The 25626-nt window shown below is 55.6% G+C and carries 20 protein-coding genes; 8 read left to right on the plus strand and 12 right to left on the minus strand.

What is annotated here, in order from left to right; genetic code table 11:
- The first annotated feature begins 42 nt into the window (after nt 1-42).
- Entirely contained in the window at nt 43-1182 is a 1140-nt protein-coding gene (locus JOF48_RS04040; protein WP_245346391.1) for a Glu/Leu/Phe/Val family dehydrogenase, read from the plus strand.
- Nucleotides 1183-1222: 40 nt separating this feature from the next.
- Entirely contained in the window at nt 1223-4090 is a 2868-nt protein-coding gene (locus JOF48_RS04045) for an FAD-binding and (Fe-S)-binding domain-containing protein (RefSeq protein ID WP_209677538.1), read from the plus strand.
- A gap of 1876 nt (nt 4091-5966) precedes the next feature.
- Here JOF48_RS04045 and JOF48_RS04050 read toward each other — a convergent pair.
- From JOF48_RS04050 to JOF48_RS04080, 7 genes are all read right to left on the minus strand, one after another.
- A complete protein-coding gene (locus tag JOF48_RS04050; protein ID WP_209677540.1) occupies nt 5967-6947 on the minus strand; it encodes an ornithine cyclodeaminase family protein in 981 nt (326 codons plus the stop codon).
- Nucleotides 6948-6982: 35 nt separating this feature from the next.
- Nucleotides 6983-7750 (minus strand): amino acid ABC transporter ATP-binding protein, encoded by a 768-nt coding sequence (locus JOF48_RS04055; RefSeq protein ID WP_209684109.1) that lies wholly within the window; start codon nt 7748-7750, stop codon nt 6983-6985.
- Nucleotides 7750-8688, minus strand: coding sequence for an amino acid ABC transporter permease (locus JOF48_RS04060; protein ID WP_209677542.1), 939 nt, complete (start codon nt 8686-8688; stop codon nt 7750-7752). Before JOF48_RS04060 ends, JOF48_RS04055 begins: the two co-directional genes overlap by 1 nt.
- An 81-nt stretch (nt 8689-8769) precedes the next feature.
- Nucleotides 8770-9690 carry a transporter substrate-binding domain-containing protein gene (locus JOF48_RS04065; protein WP_209677544.1) on the minus strand — a complete coding sequence of 307 codons (921 nt, stop codon included), beginning with the start codon at nt 9688-9690 and terminating at the stop codon, nt 8770-8772.
- Between the two features lie 40 nt (nt 9691-9730).
- The gene (locus JOF48_RS04070) at nt 9731-10783 is read right to left on the minus strand and encodes an SIS domain-containing protein (RefSeq protein WP_209677546.1); all 1053 of its coding nucleotides are present in this window, start codon (nt 10781-10783) and stop codon (nt 9731-9733) included.
- Nucleotides 10784-10843: 60 nt separating this feature from the next.
- Nucleotides 10844-11647 (minus strand): PfkB family carbohydrate kinase, encoded by an 804-nt coding sequence (locus tag JOF48_RS04075; RefSeq protein ID WP_209677548.1) that lies wholly within the window; start codon nt 11645-11647, stop codon nt 10844-10846.
- Nucleotides 11648-12044: 397 nt separating this feature from the next.
- Nucleotides 12045-12956, minus strand: a complete 912-nt coding sequence (locus JOF48_RS04080) for a LysR family transcriptional regulator (RefSeq protein WP_342591148.1) — start codon at nt 12954-12956, stop codon at nt 12045-12047.
- Between the two features lie 457 nt (nt 12957-13413).
- On the opposite strand from JOF48_RS04080, the gene JOF48_RS04085 reads away from it, so the two are divergent.
- The 3 genes from JOF48_RS04085 (at nt 13414) to JOF48_RS04095 (ending at nt 18686) form a co-directional block, all read left to right on the plus strand.
- On the plus strand, nt 13414-13728 hold the full coding sequence (locus JOF48_RS04085; RefSeq protein WP_209677552.1) for a hypothetical protein: 315 nt from the start codon (nt 13414-13416) through the stop codon (nt 13726-13728).
- Nucleotides 13729-15141: 1413 nt separating this feature from the next.
- Entirely contained in the window at nt 15142-16134 is a 993-nt protein-coding gene (locus tag JOF48_RS04090; protein WP_209677554.1) for a hypothetical protein, read from the plus strand.
- Between the two features lie 314 nt (nt 16135-16448).
- Nucleotides 16449-18686, plus strand: a complete 2238-nt coding sequence (locus tag JOF48_RS04095; RefSeq protein WP_209677555.1) for a putative transposase — start codon at nt 16449-16451, stop codon at nt 18684-18686.
- A gap of 287 nt (nt 18687-18973) precedes the next feature.
- Here JOF48_RS04095 and JOF48_RS04100 read toward each other — a convergent pair whose 3' ends face one another.
- The 3 genes from JOF48_RS04100 to JOF48_RS04110 form a co-directional block, all read right to left on the minus strand.
- The gene (locus JOF48_RS04100) at nt 18974-19525 is read right to left on the minus strand and encodes a Pycsar system effector family protein (protein ID WP_209677556.1); all 552 of its coding nucleotides are present in this window, start codon (nt 19523-19525) and stop codon (nt 18974-18976) included.
- Complete coding sequence (locus JOF48_RS04105) at nt 19525-20223, minus strand: adenylate/guanylate cyclase domain-containing protein (protein WP_209677557.1); 699 nt, start codon at nt 20221-20223, stop codon at nt 19525-19527. Before JOF48_RS04105 ends, JOF48_RS04100 begins: the two co-directional genes overlap by 1 nt.
- Nucleotides 20224-20295: 72 nt before the next feature.
- Nucleotides 20296-21021, minus strand: coding sequence for an adenylate/guanylate cyclase domain-containing protein (locus tag JOF48_RS04110; protein WP_209677558.1), 726 nt, complete (start codon nt 21019-21021; stop codon nt 20296-20298).
- A 917-nt stretch (nt 21022-21938) separates the two neighbouring features.
- Between JOF48_RS04110 and JOF48_RS04115 the strand changes: the two genes are divergently transcribed.
- Nucleotides 21939-22850: a nucleotidyl cyclase domain-containing protein gene (locus JOF48_RS04115; protein WP_209677559.1), complete on the plus strand. Its 912-nt coding sequence runs from the start codon at nt 21939-21941 to the stop codon at nt 22848-22850.
- Between the two features lie 172 nt (nt 22851-23022).
- On the opposite strand, the gene JOF48_RS04120 is transcribed toward JOF48_RS04115, so the two are convergent.
- A complete protein-coding gene (locus JOF48_RS04120; protein ID WP_209677561.1) occupies nt 23023-23409 on the minus strand; it encodes a hypothetical protein in 387 nt (128 codons plus the stop codon).
- A 562-nt stretch (nt 23410-23971) separates the two neighbouring features.
- On the opposite strand from JOF48_RS04120, the gene JOF48_RS04125 reads away from it, so the two are divergent.
- Together JOF48_RS04125 and JOF48_RS04130 are read left to right on the plus strand one after the other, a co-directional pair.
- Nucleotides 23972-24181 (plus strand): hypothetical protein, encoded by a 210-nt coding sequence (locus JOF48_RS04125; protein ID WP_209677563.1) that lies wholly within the window; start codon nt 23972-23974, stop codon nt 24179-24181.
- A gap of 187 nt (nt 24182-24368) precedes the next feature.
- A complete protein-coding gene (locus tag JOF48_RS04130; RefSeq protein ID WP_209677565.1) occupies nt 24369-24689 on the plus strand; it encodes a hypothetical protein in 321 nt (106 codons plus the stop codon).
- 475 nt (nt 24690-25164) lie between these two features.
- Here the strand turns inward: JOF48_RS04130 and JOF48_RS04135 are convergent, their stop codons facing one another.
- A complete protein-coding gene (locus JOF48_RS04135) occupies nt 25165-25419 on the minus strand; it encodes a hypothetical protein (RefSeq protein WP_209677567.1) in 255 nt (84 codons plus the stop codon).
- Nucleotides 25420-25626: the final 207 nt, after the last annotated feature.

Below are 25626 nucleotides of genomic sequence, written 5' to 3' on the forward strand. Positions count from 1 at the left end.
CTACCCAATTACTTTGCGGCAACACATAAGGAGTATCCAGCGATGGCCAGTCTGTTCGACATGATGGATGAATGGGGACCGGAAAAAATCGTTTCGGTCAGCGATTCAAAAACTGGAATGAAGGGCGTACTTGTCATTGACAACACCGCCCGCGGCATGGGCAAGGGTGGTACTCGCATGCAGCCGGGAGTCACTGTCGAGGAAATTTCTCGGTTGGCCCGTGTCATGACGTGGAAGTGGGCTGGTGTCGACCTTTTCTTCGGGGGCGCCAAGGCCGGCATCCGGGCCGATCCCCATTCCCCTCACAAGGAAGCAATGCTCCGTTCATTCGTGAGGGCCCTCAGCAACGAAGTACCTTCCGAATACGTTTTTGGTCTGGACATGGGGCTGACCGAGAACGACGCAGCCATCATCATTGATGAGCTCGGTGACCGCGGCGCCGCTGTGGGTACACCCTATGACTTAGGTGGTGTGCCCTACGACCAGTTGGGCATTACCGGCTTTGGGGTCGCTGAAGTAACCGATGAGGCAGCGGCTACCATCGGACTCCAAGGCCAGAGGGTCGCCATTCAGGGCTTCGGTGCCGTCGGCCATGCCGCCGCCTCCCGGCTGCACGAGCTGGACTACAGTGTTGTGTCCATTTCCACGGCAGAAGGCGCCTTGCACGACCCGGACGGCCTGGACATTCCGAAACTTTTAGCGATGCGTTCCAGGCTTGGCGACGGCTTCGTGAAGGAGTTCCCGGAACTGGCCATCCCGATAGGCACCGAGTTGTTCGTGGATGCCGAGATCGCCATTCCTGCTGCTCTCCAAGATGTCATCAACGAGGCGAACGTTGGCGGGATCTCCGCCAAGCTTGTCGTGGAAGGTGCCAACCTTCCCACTAATGGCGCCGCACAGCAGGCTCTTCGCTCCGCATCCGTCACCGTGGTACCGGACTTCGTTGCCAACGCCGGCGGCGTCGTTAGTGCAGCGTTTGCGATGGAGGCCAGGTATTCGCCCTTCCGTCCCGAAACGGAACAAATCTTTACAACCGTATCCACGAAGCTCCGAGCCAACACGGTCACCGTCCTGGCCGAGGCCGACAGACTGAACTCGACCACACATGAGGCAGCCCGGTCCTTGGCACAGAGCCGTGTGCGCCGGGCAATGGAGCTCCGCGGCAAGCCCCTTCAGCACTAATCTCCGCCCCACCTCTGCAGGAAAAAGGAAAGCACCGCGCATGAATATCGATCAGGTTGTCCGCGAATTGACCGCGGCCGTTGCAGGCATCGTGGACAGCAGCACGCGTCGGCGCGCGGAGTATTCAACGGATGCCTCGAACTACCGAGTGGTACCCCAGGTGGTAGTCATGCCCAAAGACGAGGACGACGTCGTCGCGGCCGTCAAGATTGCCCGAAAGCACAGCCTGGCAATCACCGGTCGGGGTGGCGGCACGTCCTGCGCCGGCAATGCTGTCGGCCCCGGCATGGTGCTGGACTTCAGCAGATTCATGAACCGGATCATCAGCATTGATCCTGACAGCAAGACCGCGGTTGTCCAGCCCGGCGTTATTCTCAGTGACTTGCAGCAGGCTGCAGCTGTCCACGGGCTGCGTTTTGGCCCCGATCCTTCAACGTCGGCACGGTGCACCATCGGAGGCATGATTGGCAACAACGCATGTGGCCCCCACGGCCTCTCGTATGGGAGAACAGCTGACAATGTGCGCAACTTGCGCTGGCTGACGGGCTCCGGCCAAGTTGTCAGTCTGGGGTCGGGGAAGGACGCCACGGCGCAGATTCCAGGACTGGATGAATTCATCCTCTCGAATCTGGAGGTACTCCGGCTGGAGTTCGGTCGGTTCGGCCGGCAAATCTCCGGCTACAGCCTCGAACACCTTCTCCCTGAAAATGGTCGGAATGTTGCGTCTGCCCTGACGGGCACGGAAGGAACCTGCGGCATCATTCTCGAGGCAGAGGTTCGATTAGTGGAACAGGCACCTGCCCCTGCCCTCGCCGTACTTGGATACCCTGATATGCCTGCAGCTGCGGATGCGGTCCCGCATTTGCTCCCACATCATCCTCTGGCGCTCGAAGGACTCGATGCCAAGCTTGTGAATGTCATCCGCACTGCAAAAGGCGAACAATCCGTCCCGAACATGCCAGCCGGCAACGGGTGGCTCATGGTGGAAATTGGCGGTGCAACCTCCGAAGAAGCCGTCGTCGCAGCCGAAAAGATGGTTCTGGATGCGGGCGCACTTGACTCGCTGATCCTCCCGGCCGGACCCGAGGCGAAGCGATTGTGGCAAATTCGGGCCGACGGTGCCGGTTTGGCAGGCCGAACCGCGGCAGGAAACCAGGCATGGCCGGGTTGGGAAGACTCAGCCGTCCCGCCTGAACATTTGGGCGACTATCTGCGGGATCTTGAAGCTCTGATGGCCAGCGAGGACGTCTCAGGATTGGCATATGGCCATTTTGGCGACGGCTGTGTTCACGTTCGGATTGATTTCCCGTTAGACGGTGACACCGTGGTGATGCGGCGTTTCCTGACAGCGGCCGCGGGACTCGTTTCCAAATACGGCGGATCGCTATCTGGGGAACACGGTGACGGACGAGCCCGAGGCGAACTATTAAAAACCATGTATTCGAACAAAGCACTGGAGGCAATGGCGGGATTCAAGGCACTCTTCGACCTGCAGGACATCTTCAATCCAGGTGTGGTCGTCAACCCGGAACCATTCGACGCAAACTTGCGCCGACCCCAGGCCAATAACCTGTTGGCTTCCGACGGCTTTGCCTTCGCGCACGACGGCGGCAACATCGCCAATGCGCTCCACCGTTGCGTTGGAGTGGGTAAATGTCGTGCGGACCTGCGCCAAGAGGGAGGATTCATGTGTCCGTCGTACCTGGCGACCAAGGACGAAAAGGACTCTACCAGGGGTCGTGCACGTGTCCTGCAGGAAATGCTCAACGGCGGTAGCGTGGACATGTCATGGAATTCTCCCGAGGTTCATGACGCTCTTGACCTGTGCCTCAGCTGCAAGGCCTGCGCCAACGATTGCCCCACTGGCATCGACATGGCCATGTACAAATCCGAAGCTCTGCACCAGACCTACAAGGGAAGACTGCGCCCCATCAGCCACTACACCCTTGGGCGGTTGCCTACATGGCTGGGCATGATCGGACCATTTGGACCCTTGCTCAACAAGGTTGCCTCCATTGGGGTCCTTCGCCGTACGATGCTCCGTCTGGCGGGAGCGGATCCCCGTAGAAGCCTGCCCACGTTTCCCAAGGCCCCCTTCCATTCCCTCAAGGAAGCCGCTCTCCCGGCGGAGGACGATTCCCGCCTCTCGGCTACCACAGCGACTAACCCCACATCCAGCGACGCAGCCCCAAAGGTACCCCGAGTCCTGCTCTGGGTGGATTCATTCTCCGACGCACTGAGCCCAGAGGTCCCGATTGCCGCCCTCAAAGTCCTTAAGGCCGCGGGGTGCGACATTGAGTTAGCGGGTCCTGGCGCCTGTTGCGGATTGACCCTCATCTCCACCGGACAATTGACCGCAGCCAAGGCCTCCCTGCGTAAGACCCTTGACGTTTTGCATCCCCACGTTGTGGACGGAAGGACAATTATAGGTCTTGAACCATCCTGCACGGCCGTGTTGCGCTCGGATTTGCTGGAACTGTTACCCGACGATGAGCGTACCCGGGCAGTTTCTGGGGCAACCAAGACAGTGTCGGAGTTCCTGACGTCCATCAACTGGTATCCGCCAACCAGTGGCGAGCGAATCGTCGCGCAGCCTCACTGTCATCAACACGCTGTCATGAGATATGGCAAGGATCTGGAATTGTTGGAATCCATGGGCTGCGATGTCGAAGCTTCCAATGGCTGCTGCGGTCTCGCTGGAAACTTCGGGATGGAAAAGGGCCACTACGACGTTTCTGTTGCGATCGCAGAACAGGGGATCCTAGCCAAGATATCAAGCGAACCCGATCGTTCGATCGTTGCTGATGGATTTTCCTGTCGAACGCAGGTGAGCGATCTGGCCGGTCTGGAGTCTCGACACATCGTCCAGGTCATCGCCCAAGCTCTCGACAACTCACGCGTTGACTGACTGAACACTTCGAAGGAATCAACCCTTGCCATTTCGAGTGGACAGGAGTCCAATTCAGGTTCCTACCGCAAGTCGTTTTCAAGGTCGAGTTTGCGCTCGCGTCTATTTTGGGTCCGTCGGCGTACTAATCGGCAGTGGTCTCGAATTCTGTTAGGAATGATAGGGCGATTAAATTGGCGTGGCAGAAATACGGTTTCGGGCTGCAGTGCATTGGGAAAACCCGCGTGCTGATCGGAGACAAGTTCGCTCGCACGGAGGCGCGGAACAACGGCGCCAGGCATGTCCACGGTCTACTGTCGGATATGGAGCACAAGACCTCTTAGCCCCTGTCCGAGGGGTGCCCGGCAGGGTACCCCAGATATGATGCAGCGGCTGCTCTCGACGACCGACTGCGGCCGGGCGCAATCCGCAACGCCCTGTTCGGCTACATGAAAAAGCACCCGGGCGCCCTGCAGGCACTCTTGGCAATTCAAGAAATCCGTCTCCTGAAAAGGGAACCCCGTCGGCTGGAATCGCCAGCCAAAATTTAAGCGCCACAATGCGGGCGAAAACTGCCTGATCGACTGTTCCTGCCTAGGCTTGCCGGCCCGGCGCATATTCCTGGATGGGGCACGCTGGCGAATACCGAAATGAATGACGCGGCGCGCCGCAAACGGGCGGAGGTTCCGGTGGATCGGGTGATGTCCACCAGGCCATCCTTGCTGCTGAAATGATTGGCCATGCTCTGGGTGCCGGAGTTGAGGCCGAATGGGAAACCGGGGTCACCGTCCAGCATGCCGGGCTGCACCGTTTGGAATCCCCGGAGGCATGTGTTTAGCAGAAGCTTTCGGTAGCACGTGTGGGTCGATCGGGTAGCGGCTGTGGGACCCGGTAGCGCCGGGTCCCACAGCCGCTGCTTATGTTATTGGCGGTTGCGTCACCTCGCTCCCCGACGTGGGTGCGGCGGTCCGTGTTGGACCCGTTGCGCTGGATGTGTTCGCCGGCATTGGAGAAGACGGGGTGGAGGCGGATTCTCCAATGGCCTCGCCGCAGGGAATTGCGTCCATGAGATGTTCCTCCAAATACAGGTTTGTGGGTTGGCCATTCGGGGACCGGTAATTTAGCACAGTCGCGCCACTCAATTTCTGTCAGTGCCGGGGCGGCCAGACGAGTCGCCACTGGCCTGGCAGCCCAGGTGCAGCAGCCTGTCCACGGTTGCGTGGCAAGGATCTTGGGCATGAGAGCTCATCGAAGCAGGCCGGGTGTACTTTGGAGGATGTCGTGGGGGAGCAATTCGAGTAAGCAGCGTTCTGGACTCAGCCGAGCCCTTCGGCGGCGTCGGTTGCCACGGGCAGGAGCTCGAAGCCCATCGGTTATGACCCGATCAGTGTGCAGCTGGCCGGAGGGCGGCTTTCGTGACTGTCTGTAGACGTGGGCAACGGTTGGGGATCCGGAAGAGCTGACCAAGGGATTTGAGAAAGTAGGCCTACCTGGCGCGAAGCGGCCGAGGGCGACAAGCCATGAAAGCCGTCGTCATCCGGCGCGACCGAAAGCGCTACCCGGTCCCCACGCGCACGCTACCGGATCGACCCACACCTGCTATCCGAAGCCCTTCTATGCAAACACCAGCCCAACAACCACCACGTCACCTCGACAACGAAAGCCCCGCCGGAAACATCCAGCGGGGCTTTTCAACGCCACCCACACCGTCAAAAAACCTGACGGCTAACACATTGGGCTGTACAGCCTCAGTCATATGTCACACCTACAGAAACGGCCAAGCCGGCTGTTACCACCGTTCTAAGGCGCCGCGCGACACCAATAGAACAATACGATGCGCTGATTGGCAATGATACTTCTCTACGCCAGGGGCCATGATTAGTCACACAGAGGCATATCAGAAGGGAACATCGACTCCATAATTATTTTCGAGTGCCCCTTGATAGACGGCCCACGCCGCGGCTGCATCTTGGGACCCAAACCCGAGGCTATGAAAAACTATGATCTGCTCATCGTTTCGCCGCCCCTGCGCTGTCCCCGTCCAGATGTCGCCCACCGGAACTAACTGATCATGCGAGAGGACCCCTGCGTTCAAAGCCTCAACAACACATCCAGCATTGACAACTGCCTTCGATACATCGTCCACGACAACCAGATTGGCTCGAGCAGTAGTGTTCAAGTCCAGTTCTCGCTTGTCCGCCTCATAAGAGCCAAGAGTCAGAACCGTCGCTCCTTGTGCCAACCAAGTTCCATCGATTACCGGTGCCAAACTAAGTGTTGCGGTAGCCACGATTTGAGCGCCTTCGACGGCCTGCCGGCATGTTTCAGTCGCTTGGACATCTATGCCGGTCACCTCTTGTACTTCCAATGCGAGTCTTTCACGATTGGCCTTAGTGGGACTCCAGATCCGAATCTTCGTTATGTCCCGAATCTCCGAAACATGGAGTGCAAGCTCCCTCGCCTGCGCGCCAGAACCAATGATGGCAGCTTCAGTTGCATCCTTACGCGCAAGCAGGTCAGCAGCTGCCAATACACCGTGAGCCGTCCTCATCGTAGTAATTTCAGCACCATCCATGCAGGCTAGCGGGACACCGGTATCAGCGTCCAGCACGGTAACTAGGCCTTGAACAGTTGCAATTCCGGCTGATGAATTACTTGGGATTTGTACACCAAACTTGCACGTAATTCCTGTTGCACCTCGAGTCAACCCAGTATGGACGAACACAAATGAATCTGATGTTGTTCCGGGGTGTTGGAGACTACCACCGACAAAATCATCATGGCGAAGCGCAATAAATGCATCCCGCTGGGCCGCGAGCGATCGCCTAATCGATAGAGACTTCCGAATCTCTGTCGCACTCAGAACTTTAAGCCCCATGTCACACTCTCCTAATTTATCAAAACAATGATCAATTAAACCCTTGAAAGAAACGACTTCGTCCGCTCATGCTGCGGGTTACCTATTACACTTTCCGGGGCACCTTCCTCGACGATATATCCACCGTCCATAAAAACAACATGATTGGCCACATCCCTGGCAAACGCCATTTCATGAGTGACTACAGCCATTGTCATGCCGTCCTGAGCCAGCGACTTCATCACCCAGAGAACCTCACCGACGAGCTCCGGATCGAGAGCAGAGGTTGGTTCATCAAAAAGCATTACCTTTGGCTTCATCGCCAGAGACCTCGCAATGGCTATTCTCTGCTGTTGCCCACCAGAGAGTTGATGCGGGTAGAACCGTGCCTTTTCCACGAGCCCGACTCGGTCTAGCAATTCCATGCCGGCCTTCCGTGAGTCCTCATACTTCTCCTTCTTAACCGTCAGCGGCGCCTGCATGATGTTCTCGAGAGCCGTAAGATGCGGAAACAGATGAAACCCTTGGAACACCATTCCCATGGCTTGACGTTGGGCTGCAAGCTCTTTGGGGTGCATTTCATAGAGCTTATTTTTTTCCCATTTCATCCCAACGGGGCAGCCATCCAGGTATACAACTCCCGAATCAGGTGTTTCCAATCTATTCAGGCACCTAAGAAGAGTACTTTTTCCTGAACCGGACGCCCCAATAATACACGTTACGTCCCCGCGTCTAATAGTCAGGCTGATGTCTTTTAGGACGTGGTTAGATCCAAAACTTTTAGAAACACCATCGACGACCAGTAAAGGTTGTGTAGAAGTAATCACAACGAGCGTTCCTTTCCAACGGAAAATCTAAAGGCATCGCGCCAAGTTCGACCCGCCCCCTTGATTGCGGCGTCGTTTCGCCTTTTGAGTCGCTTTTCGACCACATGCAGAGCAAATGTGAGTATTGTAGCTAAGGCAAGATACCAAAGCGTCGCTACGATCAAGAGTGGGACAGTTTGGTATGTACGTGCGTAAATCATCTGTGCCGAATAGAGCAAATCTGGAAGAGCCAGAACGCTGACTAGGGAAGTGAATTTAAGCATAGAAATGGTGTCGTTACCTATCGGTGGTATGACTATCCGGATGGCCTGGGGCAACACAATTTTTCTCAATGTCTGGCCTCGCGTCATTCCAAGGGAGGCAGCCGCTTCGGTCTGTCCCCCACTGACCGCTTGGATTCCAGCGCGAATCATTTCAGCCGCATACGCGCTCTCCGTCAAAGCGAGACCAAGAATAGCCGCACTAAACGGTGTGATAACCGTATTTGTATCCCACGACATCAAATCTGCGCCAAACGGAATTCCCAGTTTGAGTTCCGGAAATATGAGTGCAAGATTGTACCAGAGCACAAGCTGCACTAGCGGAGGCACGCCGCGGAAGAACCAGATCCAGCCCAAGCTTACCCACTGAAATACTGGGTTATCTGATAGCCGCATAACGGCCACAATGACCCCGATAAAAAGCCCAATAACCATGGCAATCACTGTCAAGAGTATTGTACGGCCCAGGCCAGAAAGGATTTCCGGTGCAAACAGATACTGAAATACTACGGGCCATTGTAAGTTCTCATTGGTTACCAACACTCGCGCGAATGCGAGAACAAGAAGTGCAATGATCGCGCCACCGATCCACCATGATGGATGACGCCGCTTGATGGCTTTTTGGTCGACATGCACTTTCGGGTTGGGACTACTTGTTCGCTCAATGATAGTCATAGCCTGCTCCTTTTGGGCCGAGTTGTTAAAGATTATGTGGCGCCGCCAGATCTGTCTCGGAGGCGCCACACTTCTCTGTTTTTAGGGATTTGGGTTGTTCTCAGTGACAAGAACAGCCTTCTCAAGCAAACCCTGAGTACCTACGCCCCATTTGTCGAGAACTTCTTTATACCTTCCATTATCGATGAGCACTTGGATTGCTGAACGAATTGATTCACCCAGCGGATTTCCTTTAGTAACACCGATCCCGTTGTACACGGGATTCGAGAGTAGATCAGAGACGTACGTCGTCCCTGTTTGTTTGGCGCTGTAGAGAAGCTTTGCAGAGCCGGCGGCCACGATTTCGACACGCTTGGAGGAAACTGCAAGTTCGGCATCGTTCTGAGTCGTAAACTGCTTCAGGTCGATTGGGTTGGCTGAGCAATTCTTCTTGCTCTCTTCAAGGAGATACTGGTAGTCCCAGGCGCCGGTGAGGACAGCTACCGAGTGTCCACACAGATCAGCTGTACTGTCCACCTTGATCGGAGCTGAGGCCAAGGACCCGTACGCAGTTCCTTCTTTGCGCTGCGGGATGAAATCAAGCGATTTGAGTCGATCGGGTGTAACCCCAAAGGATGCAAAACCTGCATCGTACCGTTTGGTGGCTAGCCCCGGAATGACGGATTCAAAAGTCGTTCCCTCGATGCTGTAATCGACACCTAGGACCCCGAAAATTGCAGCTGCCATGTCGATGCTCCACCCCTTGAGCTGACCATCCTCCATGAACTCATCCGGTGGCCAGTCATTGAATGCACCCACCTTGATTTTCTTGCCTTTATAGGCAGCGGGTAGGGCATCGTGCAGGGCTTGGTCAAAATCTTGCGATTTGGCTGCCGGTGACTCGCTCGTGTTCGTCGCTGCATTTGTACCGCCGCATGCACTCAGCATCAATGCTGAGCTTGCCAAAATAGCACAGATGGAGACTACCCGTGATCCGCGCGCATGGCTGGATGTTCTGAACATGATGTATTCCGATCTAATCAATTATTGGACCATCGAAAATTTAGTAATCAACCTGCCACATATAGCGACGACCGTCGAGTTCGTAGCCTGTGGCCGCCGAGAGATAGGCGGCAATTCGTGTTGTGAGTGCGTGATAGACAATTGGACTGACAAAGGCCCGCATCTCGGAATCTACCCCCGAAAATGTAAAGCTCTTGGAGTCGACATACTGAACTTCACCCGCATACGTTTCAAGGAATCTCTTGACACGCTCCCCCATCGGACGCGTGCCGTCTTCACCTAAGAAGACAATGATCTTAGAGCGCTTATCCACGACCTCAAACGGACCCTGGAAAAATTCATTTGAATTCACTGTTGATGCGTGCATCCACTGCATTTCCTGCATAAAGCACATGGTGAAGGTCAATGCAGCACCATACAGTGGTCCAGAAGCAAGCACATAGGTCATGGGCGCCTCTTTGATTGTCTGGGCAATCAATTCTGCTTGTGGCTCGAATTCCTTGAGTGATTCTAAAATCACGTTCGGCGAGTCAACAAGGACCTGCTCTCGAGACGATGTATCGACCCCGTCCAGTCGAAGGATGGCCAATCCAGCGAACTGCAACATCAACTGCGATGCAGCCAGGCCGCCCAATTGAGAACGCAGGCCATCTTCCTCAGGCTCTGGCACAAAAACGGTGTCAAATTGCGAACCGAGTGGCGAGTCTGGCTTGAGCGTGAAAGCAAGAACTGTGGCACCTTGCTCGGCAGCCCAAGCTGCTGCCCTCACCGTTTCCGCAGTGTTTCCAGTGCCTGACAGCGCAATTACAAGGCTGTCCGGGCCAACGGATATCGGTTTACGGTAGTAGAATTCGTCGGAATTGATCCGAGTCGTGGGAATGCTTGACTCGGTATCGAGAATGAACTGCAGGGGAACCAGCCCTACATATGAACCACCTGACCCCACCAAAAAAATTCTCTTAGGAAGGCCGGCCAGACTGGAAATCTCTTCGTCGATTTTATTGCGAACGCTCAAGGCCTTCTGCAGCGATGGCATCAGATCCTCGGGGATAAGGGAAGCCTCGCGGATACCTACGTATGTGCCATTTGTCATGGAATTTCCTCTCGAATAATACAATTATCGTGTTTACTATTGCTGTCTGGTTGAATACTTCTATGTCACTCTTTGGTGAAGAATACTTGGGGCACCATGCCCCACTCCACCAAAGTGTGTGCAAGTTTCTGCCGCCCTACGTGCAGCCTCCTGCAAGAAATCCTGGGGTTGCGTGCCGGCAACCAGCCCAGACAAGACGGTGGCCACGAAAGTGTCGCCCGCACCCAAGGTGTCCAGTGTTTCGACAGGAACAGGAGCAACCGAGAAGGATTCTTTTGCTGAGCGTAGGATGGCTCCGTTACTACCGCGGGTGACGAGAACCCATTGGGAACCGCTAGTCAACGCTAGGTCAACAAGTTCTTCCACCTCTGAATCATCGAGATTTCCTCCCGAAAAACTGGCCAGAAAACAGTATTTCCCAATTTCTCGGATAAATTTCTCATCCGAAATCGTGGAGAAATCATAAGATACGAGAGTTTGTTCAGCCAAGGCTCCAATAAATTCGTCAGTCCCACTTTGCTGGGCGGAATGAACGATTGTATGTCTCGCGGCGAAAGCGATATCACCTTCCGAGAGTTGGAACCTTGAAACTCCCACGTTTGAATCGAGAAACACTCGATCCCCATCCTGGTGTCCAATAATACAATATGCGGATGGGCCATCTATTATACGACCACGTTCAAAGCTGACGTTCTCTTCTTGCAAAGTGGCCCGAATCAGATCGCCTCGAGCATCTGTCCCAACGGCACCAAGATATGAAACCGTCATTCCTGTTCGAGCCGCCTGGATGGCGACATTCAAACAATTGCCACCAGGAAACTCGAGTCCCAGATCTGGATAGCAGTCAACCAGGTTGTCACCCACTGTTAGGAGTGTTTGCATTCAAAAGACCTTCCCATCAGTTACATATTTACAACGCTTGCAGAGCAAATCCGCATCCATGATGTTTATGTGGTGGACATATGTCCGCATTTGCCGCAGACGTATTCCACTCGTTGGCAACGGAGCCAATTTGATTTATTTAGCAATTTACTTGCCATTGACACAATCATGCCCGCGTGTGACTCGGGACACAAGCGAGAGTTCTTGCCTGGTTCCGTTTAGCAAAGCTAAACGATTCTGAGTGATAGTTGGTCCATGCTGCGTCATGGCCCAGCACGGCAGGCGAGCCTGGTCCGACTCGTCAGTCTTCTGCTCTCGTCATGTGGCGGCTTGTATCCGGGAGAAAATAGTCGCCATTTCCTGCTTCACCAAGGCATCACTATGGAATGCCAAGCCCACGAACAGTCTCAGCAATCACCTCAGCCGTCCTGAGCGGAGCTGATCGATCATAGTTATCTTGCAGCCGCTCGATCAGGACGATCTGACGTTGAACTGGCGTATCGAGGCTACAGACCCTTAGGCTACGAGACCCCGCGAACTCAAGCATCATTGGTGTAACCAGACACACCCCTAGCCCTGCAGCCACTAGCGACAGGGAAGCAGCCGTGTCATTAATTTCAAAGGCAGCCCGTGGTTCGAAGCCTGCCTGGCGGCATACGGTCCGTACGGCCACACCGAAGTGAGTGTTGGCAGGTGGAAGGATCCAGTCTGAATGTGCCAAATCAGTCAAGGCCACGCAGTCAGGCATCTCGGAAGTCAATGAAACGGCCAGCCCAAAGTCCTCGGCAAGGAGAGCACGAAGTTTCGTCCCTTCCTCCCTTGGGATGGGCGCTGCCGAATAGTCAAGACCGAGTGCAAGATCCACGTCAGAGAGACGAACCCGTCGCCCAACTTCATCAACGGCAAATTCACGCGCTTGGAGAATGATCAGGGGATATTGGATACGGAGTTTCTCAGCTACGGGCGGCAGCAAGCTACCTACCGCAGTTGCAAAAACGCCCAGTGACACAGTTCCTGCGGCGGCCTGCACCGCGTTTCGCACAGCCTGACGAGAACTCGCTTGTGCCTTTAAGAGCTCGTCGGCGTGCATTGCAAGTACGCGCCCGGCATCGGTAAGCTCCACTATCCTCCCCACACGTTGAAGCAATGGAGTTCCCACAACCTTCTCAAGCGATGAAAGTTGTTGCGAAATTGCCCCAGTCGTGTAGCCTAGCGCCTCAGCGGCGGCGATCATGGTGCCTCGATTAGCGACCTCTTTTAGAGCCCGTAAGGAGGCCCAGCTCATATCCATATCTGATCCTAACTCTCACCCCGAGGATTCCATGAGCGTGGCAAGGTATGGCTCTTTGGCTCCGTAACAGAGGTGATTAAACGCAATTCACTGGACATCATTGGCATGCAAACACAGCCAAGGCCTAGTGGCAGCACCCGCTGACGTAACCCCCCAAGTGTTGCCGACTGAGATTTGCTCCATGGCACTCTCCGTGAATCTTCTGATGCTTTCCTCTTTGCCTAGACGAGTCAAGACAGAAGCAGCACCCTCGGTTTGGTCGACTTTTGGGTGTTGCGCCATGCGTCGTCAGCTGGACTTTTGGCTTATCGAGCGCGTTCAGTGCACGCTTCATCACGTCAAGTTCGATCGTGCCGGCGCTAACACCGAAAAGCTTGATCGCCGGGCGAGCTCCTGCCGTCCTCCCTTGGTCGCCTTAATAACGATTGCGCCAGGGGTCGGGAGGTCACCAAGCCGTATGAACCGCGACCTCGCCTCCGACATTGAGCTCGGTTTCTTCCTCGCCGACTACCGCAATTTCGCCGTCTCCAGCATCGCCGTGACACTTCAACGCAACGGTAAGATCAGCGAACGACCCACGAAGCGCTCCTACGACACCGCCATCATCACCTACGAGCTCATGACCCGCGGCCTGAACAGCGACCGCAGCCGCCACATGACCCGCCTGCTCAACCACGCCCACCGCCACGTTCCCGGCAGCCAAGAAGACTTCCTCTACGTCCTCCTCACCCTCCTCGTCCCAGGTCCAAGGAAGTGGGACACTCCCCCATGAAAATATCTCCGTCCTGGGCTTAGCTCTAGCCGCAAAGGACGGGCGAATCCCAGCAAACGCGGCGACCGGACATTCCAACCGATATTGCTTCGTCGAATAAGCGGTCTAAATTCTCCGACCCAATACATCCAGGAAACTATCGCCGCAGGTCAGCGACATATTCGACGCCGGACAGTCATCAAGAGTTTTCAACGTTTGTCACCCCGCTGTCCTGCCATGGGTCCATTTCAAGCTGCCAATAGGCCCTTTTGACCAGTTTCTGCATGGCGTGATCGCAACAACTAGCGGTACTAAACACTCTCCACTTTGCACTGATTAGGATGAGTTTTGTATGACGCGGTCGGAACGCCTGCAGGACCGTCTAGAGACCTCAAGAATCGCCATTCAGCAACCAACTCAATGCGAGCTATTTTACTCTTGATTTCTCCCGAACGGCCTGTGCATGATCCCAGATCGGTCTTTGTGCAGATCGAACTCTTGCTGCATAGAGAGCAGTGTCATACCCTCAGAACAACAGGCTGGTTGGACAAAGGAGTAGGCGATGTGGATTATGAGATGGTCATTTTCGCATCGGGTATTCACTGACGACAGGATCCAGTCAGAACCGCTGGCGCAACGCTACAAGAATTCTCGGTTTACCGCCCATGTGTGCTGACTGCGCCACAGCTCAATCCTTCAGATTCACGAATATCGGATCTCGCCACCGCTTGACCATGGCTACACGCATTAAGAGTGATCTTGTCAGGTCGGGCTCACAGCACCAGACCTCGGGCCGGCTCAACTTGGGTGCCGCGTACGCCAATTTTGTGAACGCAGTAAAATCACCCGACGTCGTTGGCGGCGCAGTTTCTTATGCGGCAGCCCACCTGTGGAACTGTTCCCCGACCATTGGCGAATTGCGGCTGCCCCAGATCCAGCGCCGAGTCAAGCGTGTGAAGCATGGATCTAATAAGTCGAGCAGAGAGCAGCCCTGTTGGATAATCATCGGGATGATTGATGACCACAACCAACCCGAGGATGACGCAGATGCTCGTGAGCCACGCGCGCGGGAAGGGCATTTGGCATTTGGCGACGGCAACGGCAAAGTCGCGAAAGTGGAAAGGAGCCGTTGCAGATTCCTGAGCTTGGTGACTCATCCCGAAAGGACGAAGGATAACGGCCTTACCAGTGTTCGGCTCGTTCGGGTCAACCAACCAACCCAGATGCGAGGTTCACTGGTCTGGGAGCAGTGTGCCACTAGCCACCGGTCTGGCAGATACCAGCTTCATTTTGCCCCTTGGGCGACAAATTCAGAGACGAATCAGGAACAATCCTGGGAGTTCCAACGCCGTACGAAGTCCTCGTTAGGGCACAGAAAGACGATGCCCCCACCCTCTTGATATTGCGCCTACATGCTTGAAAAAGGAACCTCCGATGGCAAGACCTCTTACCAGCAAAATCGTCCGCACGCTAACTTTAAGGGACGCAAGGGAGTTAATCACTGCGCTAATTTGGACGCCGTTAGCCTTAACAGGAACAATAATAACAATTATTGCCTATTTTGGACTGCAAATACAGCCGCTAATACTCTCCATAATTTTTGTTTCGTATGGAGTCAGCGCCATCCTTGGCCTGATTAGCCTCACCGTGATTTACAGACGGAGAATCGCTCGGCTATCGCAAGAGATAGCGGGAAAACAAGACGAGGCCACGAAGCTGGAGAAGAAATTACGCACTCAAATTGCAATTCATCAGAATCAAAAATCTCTTATCGAAACACAATTCGGAAAAATTATTCGCAACAATGTGGGGCCCCGACACTCCATCAGCTGGACAGAAAAGATAACCATCGGCAGCAACGGGGATACTGTAATTGATCGCATTATGCGAATAAAAGCGATGAAGGGAGGGAATTCAGTATTCTACACGAATCTGTCCGGCAATGACACGTCAACTGAAAGTGACATTACCGTCGAGGCTTGGAGAGTCAGTCTAGACAGCGTTGGAGAGACCGCGGCAGATCTGATACACCTTTTCATCCCATCGAAGAAGCAAAGTGAAATTTTCGTTTTACTTGGGCGAGAAGTTGAGGAGGATGAAGAGTATATTATCCACATACGCTGGTACTGGAGAGGGTACAGCAGGTTACTTATGAGCGGCGCTCGAGAAGACTGGATAATAACTATTGGAAATATTTGTGACCAATTTAGTATAATTATCGACGTACATAAGACTGATTACTTTACTAATAATCGCCTTTTCTTAGACAAGCCTTCTAATAGAATTAATACCCAATTGGATTGGAATCGGACTGAGTCTGACGAAAAATATAGCATGGTAGCTCGAGTCTCTGGAATCAAAGCAGGAAGCGTTCTTGGTGCGCGCTTTAACCCCACAGTTGACCCCACGGTTCAACAATTAGATTAATCTCAATAACGATTGTTATTTATCTTCTCGATTGCATGTGTATAGAGGAGGCTTTCGGTAGCGGGTGTGGGTCGATCCGGACATACAAACCCATGAGTCCCGGCGCCTCCGAAGAGATGAGATTAGATGTCTACGAATTCACGAGATTGCACACCGGATCGACCCCAGGCCTCCGGACATGGTCAGTGCGCGGTTTTTGTAGTTTGTTGAATTGCCGCGGTTCTTACTGCGGCTGAGGCTGTTAATTTCACGCCTGTTGTGAGATAATAAAGGCGTGATGATTTCTTGTGTGGGTGGGTGAAACAATGGTTTCAATGACTACCCAAACCGCCCTTCCCGTACTTCCGGACCTTGGCGCTGTGCTCATGGGCGAGCGTGCGGCCCTGCTGGAAAACGCCTCTGGTGGCAAGGTCTTCATTAACGGGCAGCTGGCCTATGTGTGGGGTGCGGGCCAGGACGGTCTGCGCCGGTTGGCGGCCTCTCAACTGGTCGATACCGGTGCCGCCCAGGTCAACGAGGTCGCCGCAGCTTTCGGCGTCAACACGGAGTCGTTGCGGCGCTGGCGCAAGTCCCTTGAAGGCACTGGCCTGATGGGCCTGGCACCGGTAAAGAAGGGACCCAAACGCCCTTCCCTACTCACGGAAGCCAAAGCAGCAGAAATTCGTGCTATTCGTGCCGGCGGTTTGAGCCTGCGGGCCACCGCTGAAGCGACGGGGGTTTCCACCGACACGGTCCGGCGCGCCATGGCCATGACCACCACGGCAGAAACACCGACCACTGATGCTGCCCACGATTCTCTGGTACCCCTTGAAGCAGCGGGGCAGCGTGCACTGCCGCTCTTACCAGCCCCGGTGGCCCGCGATGCCGAGCGGGCCGCTGCCGGCCTGCTCGAGGCTGCAGCGCCTTTGTTTGCCCCGGCCGCCAACGTTCGCCACGCCGGCTTGTTCCTGGCCTTCCCCGCACTGGAATCCACCGGTCTGATCAGCTGTGCGAAAGAGGTGTACGGGGCGTTGCCGAATGGTTTCTATGGCCTGGAAACGATCCTGATCGATAGCGTGCTGCGAGCACTGGCCGGGGAATCTAGGGCTGAGGGCGCCACCCGCTTTGACCCGGGTGAGCTCGGGCGGGTGTTGGGGTTGGATCGGGCCCCGGAAGTAAAAACCATACGCCGCCGGATCAGCCAACTCGCCGAAACCGGCAAGGCCGGGGAACTGATTGCCGCCCTGGCCAAACACCATCTGACAGGCACCGGGCCTGGCGGTGAGGACCTGGCTGCGGTGCTTTATGTTGACGGGCACGTGCGCGCCTATCAAGGCACGAAAAAGATTGGGAAGATCTACTCCACGAGGCTCAAGTTCCCAGTCCCGGCGACCGAAGAAACCTGGGTCACCGACGCCCATGGTTCACCGATCTTCGTCGTCATGGCACAGCCCGGTGCGTCCCTGGCCGCCGAATTGCGCGAGCTGCTGCCGGAGCTGCGCACAGCCGTTGGGGATGACCGGCGCGTGTTGGTCGGCTTCGACCGCGGCGGCTGGTCACCGGCATTGTTCAAGCACATGGACTCAGCCGGTTTTGATGTGTTGACCTGGCGCAAAGGCGTTACGGAGGACATCAGCGAAGATCTCTTCACAGAGGTCACGCACACCGACGACCACGGGCAGAGACGCAAATGGTCGGTCGCTGACACGCCCGTTGACCTGCCCCTGGCCACCACCAAAACCAGCGGTGAAGTCTTCACGATCCGGCAGATCAGCCGGATCGTGGGCACCACCGGTGACGGGAGCAGGCAAATCCACATCCTCACCACCGACCGGACCATGAGTGCCGGGGAGGTTGTGTATCGCATGGGCAATAGGTGGAGGCAGGAAAATCAGTTCCGCTACGCCCGGATGCACTTCGAGCTTGACTCCCACGATTCCTACACCAGCACCGGTGACGATGAGGAGCGGATGGTGCCGAACCCTGCCAAGGCCAAGGCGTACCAAAAAGTCGTTGCCGCCCGGAATGCTCATGCCGAGGCCGCTGCGATCGCCGAGACGAACCTGATGGCGCTGAAAACCCCGGCAGAAGGCTCCACGGAACTGGCTGTCACGGTCACCAGCGCCATGCACAACCAGGCCATGGCACCGCTCTGGGAAGCAGAAACGGCGCTGATCGCGGCCGAGAAGGCTCACAAAGCCATTCCGGCAAAACTCCGTCTCGGGGAGCTGAACCCGGGCCAGCAAGTCCTGGATACCGAGGTCAAGCTCATCCATACCGGCATCCGCATGGCCGCCTACAACACCGCGATGACCATCGCCCGCGAGATCCGCACCAACACCGGCTACCGGCGCGCCAGCCAGGAAGCCCACGCCCTCATGCGTCAGATATTCAACCAGCCCGGCGACATCGACACCACCAAGCCCGGCGTCCTCACCATCACCCTGGACCCGCTGCCCACCAAGGCCAAAACAGCGGCCGCCGCCCAACTGTGCGAGCACCTAAACAGCGCTGAAACTCGCTACCCCGGCACCGAGCTCATCCTGCGCTACAAAATCAAGAACACCACCTAGCACCCCACAGCAATTACCTCACCATGACCGGAGCCCTGGACCCACACCTGCTACCGAATGCCTCGTCTAAACATTAAGCAGAAATTGCGAGAAATACCAAGACTGCGAGAATTCACCGTGTCCTGCTGGATGGTTCGTTCAGCGGTGAATGAAGCCTGCCAGCTCACGCTCCGGGACGTTGACTGTTGGGCTCCAGGATACTGGACACCAAACCTATGTGCGAATTACTGGCCTAGAACACAGGCAATGACCAATATGAATTTTGTTCACAGCTACTGATTGCTACCTCAGGGGGTAAAGCCAAGCCTGATTAGAGTCGCGCAAGCAACCAGTCCCAGCCCCGCCATTGAGGCAAGAATGAGTGATACCTTTACGAGCAAGTGCTTTTGCCAGGTGATTTTACTCATGCGTACCAACTGGTTAGTCAGGATAGGCAGCATCTTTGCTTCTTGGATCTTGGCTGGCAGTTCATTAAGTGGCCAAAATTTCAAATGACCAAAATAGATAAAATTGTCTTGCCACTCATTTTTGACATGTCGCATGCGAAGTCGCGGGATAACCACCCACATTGCGCATCCGGCAGCCATGATCAAAGCAACAGCAGCCCCGTAGTAGGTTAATTCCTGCCAAGGACCTTCGAGCCGATTGAACAATCGGTCCTTGCCCGAAAGGGTGACGACCATGGCGAAGCCAGCAGACTCTAGCGCAAAAGCAAATGAGGCCTTCGCATCTACTTTGCCGGTCCAGTCAACTATGGCCCCGTGGATACGCCACGCAGTGTCCAAGGCTTCCTTGTCGTCGCTAGCTGGCTTGCGCTCGGGCCGTTGACTCCACCGCATCAGACTCCCCACCTTGCATTGCTTCGGAAGAGCGTCGTGAGCCCACCCTCTTCATTCCGAACATCAGTACGTGTCCAGAAGGCCGTTCCCTCGAAAGAGGTCACCTCGTTGGACATCGATTCATAGACGGCTTTTGTGATGGTGAGCGAGTAGTCATCACGGATCTCACTCAACTTAGCTGCTTGATTTGGCGCTTCGCCGATTGATATCAGGTCGTTGTTGTCCCTCACTCCGCCGCGAACAATCAGGGCCTCCCCAGTGTCGATTCCGATTCCATGTTTAATCGTGTAGTAATTCTCGAAGTCGGTCCAGCGTTCGGCCATCGCCGGCCTCAGGATTTCGACCACCGCCCAGTTGATGGCCAGGGCGGCGCGCACCGCCCTCGTCTCTTTGTCATGCCCGATGAATACGGCCATGACTCTGTCACCATCAAAGCTGCGTATCGCTCCTTGATATTCCCTAAATACACGAGAAGCCGTACTAATGTATGCCCGGATGACAGCAGCGGTGACTTCTTTGTACACAGTCTTGGCCAATTTTGATGACCCAGCAAGATCGGCATACACGTAGGTTGCATTGACCAAACGCCCGCCGTTCTTCAATACAATGTCGTCGGTTTTTGGCACAACAGTTCCGTTACTGATGTTCCAGTCGACGTAAAGGATGTCTTGAACCGATTGCTGAAGGGACGGATACAAGAAGGATCTCCTAAGTGCTTGAAGGGGGATGCGATGGGTCAGCCTCCTGCCCCACTGCCAGACAATCGTTGGTCATTTAAGCGGCCAAAAGTACGATGTTTTGTAGTATGAGTAGGTTTTCCCTCCCATGGCGTAACTGAACGGACCTCGCCACATATCGACACCTTTGCTCAGTTTGGCCGCATCATTCAGTTTGTTGTACGTGCCACTACCGATGAATGTCGAGAAATGATCTTGCCTGAGATCGCTCAATTTTGCCGCGAGGTTTGGAGCGGTCCCGACCGAAATCATGTCGTCGTTTCCTCTGAACCCTGCCCTGACAAGAAGTGATTTCCCGCTTGCTATTCCGCACGCGTGTCGAAGCTGCCATCCGCTTTCTTTGATGGATCCGAACTGACTAGCGATGGCAGGCTGTACCAAGCTGTTCATCGCCCATTTGATTTGCAAAGCAGATTTTGCCGCTCGTGAGTACCGGTCGTTTCCTGCAAAGATCCCCATGACTCTATCGCCGTCGAAGCTACGGATATGTCCATTGTTAGCTCGGATTATTCGTGTACTCACTGACAGGTACGCCTTCATGACTCTGGCGACAGTTTCGGCCGGGGATACAGCAACCAGACCAGAAGAGTCTGCCATGTCGGCGTAGAGATAGGTCGAGGGCAAGTACACGCCCTCTGAGTAACCCATGTTGGACGGGTCAGGAACAGTTTCAAGTGCAAAATCGGTTCGCACAGTGGTGCTAAGCCGCGTATTGACCGTCTTGGCGATGTCGCCTTCAATGTCAGACCTAAGTGCCAAGTCCCCTCCTGTGCTACTTGAACGATGTAACCAAGCCTATCTGGGAGCACCGACATTCAGCTTGCTGTTCGGCCCATATGTCAGCCATGTGTTGGCGTCCAGTTCAAACTGTCCAATCCCGGCCATGTGGGCTGTCTACTTGCGGCCAACAGTGGCGGCCGCCGGCCGGCACGGCCGGGTTCTGGTTCCCACCATTTTCTGGATCGTTTGGGGCTGGTGGAAAAGCGCAGGCAAGCGACGGCCCCGGGTAATCTCTCGTTGGGCATTCGAGAGTCGCCCCGATCTGAACGGCGGTGCTGATTGGAAGACTTCGCGAGCATCACGTCGTTTTAGCTGAACAGAGGCCAAGAGCATGACACTGCTGATCCGCAGTGCCAGAGTCAAGCAGAGACGATGCGAACTGTTCAGGGTTCCTGGACATGGACTGTGCGCCGGAAGACCCGCCCCTCCTCACCCGGCGGCACGGGCGTAGGCACAGCTGCCGTGCCACCGGCAGTCAAAACGTGCCGTGGGCCCCACTGCAGACGACGGGTAACACTCCCTCGGTATTGGCAAACCGTCGTGGACTCCCCACGGTGCAAATGCAGCCTGGTGAACGAGAAGGTGGCAAGGCCGGAGACCATCGTGGGTGCGTCGACGGTCATAGTTGAGGTGAGCTCCAGCTTGGCCCGGAATTTCCGTGCAGTTCCTGCCGATGGGTCTGACTGCCCGCGGGGGCATGAACTGGCCATGGCGGCCAAAATTACCGCGAGCCCACTGGAGGCCAGTGGGCAGTTTCAGTTGTCCGCCGACCTACACGGCTGAATGTCGGACCCAAAAGATAGTCTTGAACTAACTACGAGTGGGAGCAGGATCTCTTGGACCTTGACCAGTTATTGGACACCGTCAGCAAGCGTACAGCCGATAGATTCGAGAGTATGCCGAAGGTGGTGTACAAATCATCATTGGATTTGGCGAATTTACCCATCGACGCGAAAACCTGGCACCGTCTCGATGACCTTGTTGCTGTCTTCTTCGACTTAAAATCTTCCACAAATTTGGAGAAAGGCCGCCGCCCGGCCAGTACCGCCAGCATCTATGACGCCGGGGTCGGTGGTGTGGTAAAGATATTGGAGGCCTTCAGCGCCGATTTTGTCGATATTCAAGGCGACGGTGGTTTCGGATTATTCTGGGGCGATACCCGATTCGAAAGAGCCATGTGCGCCGGTATCTCCATCCGAACTTTCAGCACCGACTTCACCCAGAAACTCGAGAAGAAATGGCCTGACGCCCCTTCAACCGGTTTCAAGGTTGGCATTGCCAGCGGCCCAATCCTCGTTAAACGCGTCGGCCTTCCCCGCCACCTTGATCTGCAGGAACCGGTCTGGGCAGGTCGCCCCGTTAACTATGCAGCCAAGGCCGCCCAGCAGACGGACCCTGACTATCTCTTGGTCACGGGAAGTGTTTGGGACCAGATCGAGAATAATGACTTTCTGGCGTTTTCATGTGGATGTTCCGGCGGTCAGCCTGACTCTGCTACTCCAGTCCTTCTCTGGGAAGAACGGATTTTGGATAAAATCCCCGACGACGAGCGGTTTGGCCAGGCACTGAAAAGCGGTTGGTGCCCGAGCCATGGGGACGAGTTTTGCAATGCCATACTTGCGGGCGAGACCAAACGTGAAGGATTGACCGAAGCAGCACTCCATGGTCGAAATCTCTTGGGTTCAGGATCAATGGAGAAGCTCGAGGCCACCAAACGCAGAAGGATGGATCGGATAGCACTTGACACCGAATTCATGGCCGAGCGAGCCCGCCAATTGAGAGCACTAATCGACGAGCTGGGCCGCTAGATTTCTACTGCGATGTAATGAATCAACACTGATGGCACATGAATCCAATCCGACTCCCACATCCAATCGCTTAAAGCACCGACTTCGGTGACGTGTAGATCCTTGGGTCCGAAAGATTCGACATTATGCGGTGACAACCCGGGGATACCTGAAATCGGAACCCACGGCTGGGTCACCGGTTCCACAAGGTAGCGCGGTGCTTCGCGATGAGTTCGCGCTCAAGTTTGTGGGCTTCGCCTCCGTTTTCTACGGTTTTCCATCGTATTTCCAGCCTCAAATGATCTATGGCCAGACGAGCCACGGTCTTGGCGCGCTGCGCTTGGCCGCGCAGCGCTTCGCCAAGCCTCTCTTGAATCCATCCAGAATCAGCCAGAGCTCTATCGAACGCATGTTCGCCGAGTCCCGACACCGCTCCTTTTCCACTTGCGTACACGGCCAGACGACCGCGCAGCCCATTCCCCTGCCTGAGCCCCGCCATACCGACATACACGGGGGCAGCGTTCGGTTCCTTCGCTGGTCGCAGCATATAGACCCCTGGAAAGGGTGGAATATGGTCCATTGCATGAGAAAAGTCGAACCAATCAGACCAAACTCCGTGCACGACGGTGGCCTGTGGAGCTGCGCCCCGAAGCGTCAAAACGGCACTCTCTCGAGTGGGGGTCGGCCATTGATTCACGATGGGCTTTGGTAGTTGACCCCGTTTCTGCAATCCATTTTCTGCAGCTAGCTGCTCGACGTAGGTTCGCCGGAGAAACCAGTTTCCTCCTCGTTGAGGTGGAACTTGCCAGGTTCCCTCGGGTCGTTCTCTTCGAAGGCGGCGCCGAAGCGTCTGTAAGTTCATATGAAGTAGCTCTGCAGCTTCCGCAGCAGTGAGCGCGTCGTCATCCATACCAACATTCTGACGAATTTGGCGCGCAATCTCGAATATGCGAATTCGACCGCCACCTCTGTTTCAGGTTCCTTGACCTTCTGCGGCTGCCAATTGTCATGAACGATCGCCATTGCTGGGCCCACGTTTTTCGGCTGGTCGCTGATCAATTCGAGGTCTACGATGGATTGAACCAGCGGCATCAGCGCCAGCAGGACAATGGAGTGATTGATGCCCAGACGGGAGGTCTCCTATGCGCATCCATGCCAGCCTCGCCGAGTCAGCCCGCCGCCAAGCCACAGCCAGCCCCGAGGACTGGGAAGCCACCTACCGTCAGATGGTCCTCTACGACCTCGCCACGGACATCGAGCTCGGCTTCTTCCTCGCCTACTACCGCAACTTCGCCGTCCCCAGCATCGCCGCAACATTGCAGCGCAACGGCGAAATCATCGAACGCCCATGAAGCGCTCCTACGACACCGCCGTCGTCACCTACGAGCTCATCACCAGCGGCCTGAACAGCGACCGCGGCCGCCACATGATCCGCCTGCGCAACCATGCCCACCGCCACGTCCCCGGTAGCCAAGACGACTTCCTCTACGTCCTCCTCACCCTTCTCGTCGCCCCATCCACTGGGCCCGTTCACACGTCTTGCGGGCGCCAACCCAGGCAGAGGAAACCGCAGCAACCCGTTTCTACCAGGAGCTCGGCGCCCGCATGAACATCGCCGGCATCACCGCAACATTCCAAGACACAGAGCACTTCTTCGACCGCTACGAACACGACACCATCGCCCACTCCCCCGCCGGAGCCCAACTGATGTCCAGCACCCTCCAAGTTCTCATGTCCAGGCTCGCTGGCCCTGTCAGGCCGTTGACCAGGCCAATGCTTTCCGCCATGTTCGACGACGACCGTCTCACCGATGCACTCGGCCTGCCCACCCATGGGCAGACGAAGCCGGAATTGCCGTAGCAACTTTGAACCACAATGCTCAGCCTGTTTGCCCAGCGGCATGGACGACTCACATCCTGCGAATGAGCGCCGTCTACAACCCTCCGAACGCCGACAGAGCGAATCATGGTGAGGCGCAACCATCTGGTCTGGTCCATCGCCGCCTCGGCTGCATGGGTTCAATCCCACGCCTAGTTCAGTGTCCTGCGAGCTCTCGAATTCGAACCGAAACAGCCAGCGCTGCCCGGCCCGAAGAACAACCGCATGGAACCAGCAATGAAGACTATCGCAGCAGGTCAGAGCATGGTGAGCACTAAAGACCATTCATCAGTTATCAACGTTTATGAACCCCGCTTTACAAGTATCCTGTTGCCGATTGTTGCCAATACCCGCTGTTGGCCCATGTTTCCGAGAACGACGCGGAACAATGGCAGGTACTAAACACTCTCCAGTTTGTGTTGATTCTGGAGAGTTTGTGGCGAGTCGGTTCCAATTCTCACTTGCCGATCTGTGGCCAAGAGAATGCATCCAACCATTCATTGCCATGTTCGGACTTTTCGGCCAGATCCTCGAGAAAACCTTCTCTCCCAACTTCGAAGGTCGCTTCGATTCCCACGGCCTCAAGCAACTGAAATACGATTAGCACCGCCTGAAAGTGCTCACAGAAAAGTAGTCTGCTGGCGCGGTGGCCATTCCTCTCTGCCATAGTCATTTTCGGAATAGCCTCACGATTCTGCTCGGATATCCTCATTTTCATCGGCCTTGAGTGGTCCAGTTTGGCTACACGCCGGGCATGCGCCGCTGATTGAGTGCGACAGTCCCGAGGTAATCGGCCACCAAGGTGGCTCTTCAGAATCCAGTGTGTGGCCCGGGCTGTCGCCGAGGAGCCGCCGGACGCTGTTCACGGGATGGATCCCTTCCACGTCATCCGCCGGGACAACAAGTACCGCCGGCGGAT

It is taken from the genome of Arthrobacter stackebrandtii (genome assembly GCF_017876675.1).
Taxonomy (GTDB): Bacteria; Actinomycetota; Actinomycetes; order Actinomycetales; family Micrococcaceae; genus Specibacter; species Specibacter stackebrandtii.

Bases quoted from the DNA above. Each gene is read 5' to 3' on its own strand.
- JOF48_RS04040 (WP_245346391.1), top strand. From the start codon at position 43: ATGGCCAGTCTGTTCGACATGATGGATGAATGGGGACCGGAAAAAATC.
- JOF48_RS04045 (WP_209677538.1), top strand. From the start codon at position 1,223: ATGAATATCGATCAGGTTGTCCGCGAATTGACCGCGGCCGTTGCAGGC.
- JOF48_RS04050 (WP_209677540.1), bottom strand. From the start codon at position 6,947: ATGGGGCTTAAAGTTCTGAGTGCGACAGAGATTCGGAAGTCTCTATCG.
- JOF48_RS04060 (WP_209677542.1), bottom strand. From the start codon at position 8,688: ATGACTATCATTGAGCGAACAAGTAGTCCCAACCCGAAAGTGCATGTC.
- JOF48_RS04065 (WP_209677544.1), bottom strand. From the start codon at position 9,690: ATGTTCAGAACATCCAGCCATGCGCGCGGATCACGGGTAGTCTCCATC.
- JOF48_RS04070 (WP_209677546.1), bottom strand. From the start codon at position 10,783: ATGACAAATGGCACATACGTAGGTATCCGCGAGGCTTCCCTTATCCCC.
- JOF48_RS04080 (WP_342591148.1), bottom strand. From the start codon at position 12,956: ATGGATATGAGCTGGGCCTCCTTACGGGCTCTAAAAGAGGTCGCTAAT.
- JOF48_RS04085 (WP_209677552.1), top strand. From the start codon at position 13,414: ATGAACCGCGACCTCGCCTCCGACATTGAGCTCGGTTTCTTCCTCGCC.
- JOF48_RS04090 (WP_209677554.1), top strand. From the start codon at position 15,142: ATGGCAAGACCTCTTACCAGCAAAATCGTCCGCACGCTAACTTTAAGG.
- JOF48_RS04095 (WP_209677555.1), top strand. From the start codon at position 16,449: ATGACTACCCAAACCGCCCTTCCCGTACTTCCGGACCTTGGCGCTGTG.
- JOF48_RS04100 (WP_209677556.1), bottom strand. From the start codon at position 19,525: ATGCGGTGGAGTCAACGGCCCGAGCGCAAGCCAGCTAGCGACGACAAG.
- JOF48_RS04115 (WP_209677559.1), top strand. From the start codon at position 21,939: ATGCCGAAGGTGGTGTACAAATCATCATTGGATTTGGCGAATTTACCC.
- JOF48_RS04120 (WP_209677561.1), bottom strand. From the start codon at position 23,409: ATGGACCATATTCCACCCTTTCCAGGGGTCTATATGCTGCGACCAGCG.
- JOF48_RS04125 (WP_209677563.1), top strand. From the start codon at position 23,972: ATGCGCATCCATGCCAGCCTCGCCGAGTCAGCCCGCCGCCAAGCCACA.
- JOF48_RS04135 (WP_209677567.1), bottom strand. From the start codon at position 25,419: ATGAGGATATCCGAGCAGAATCGTGAGGCTATTCCGAAAATGACTATG.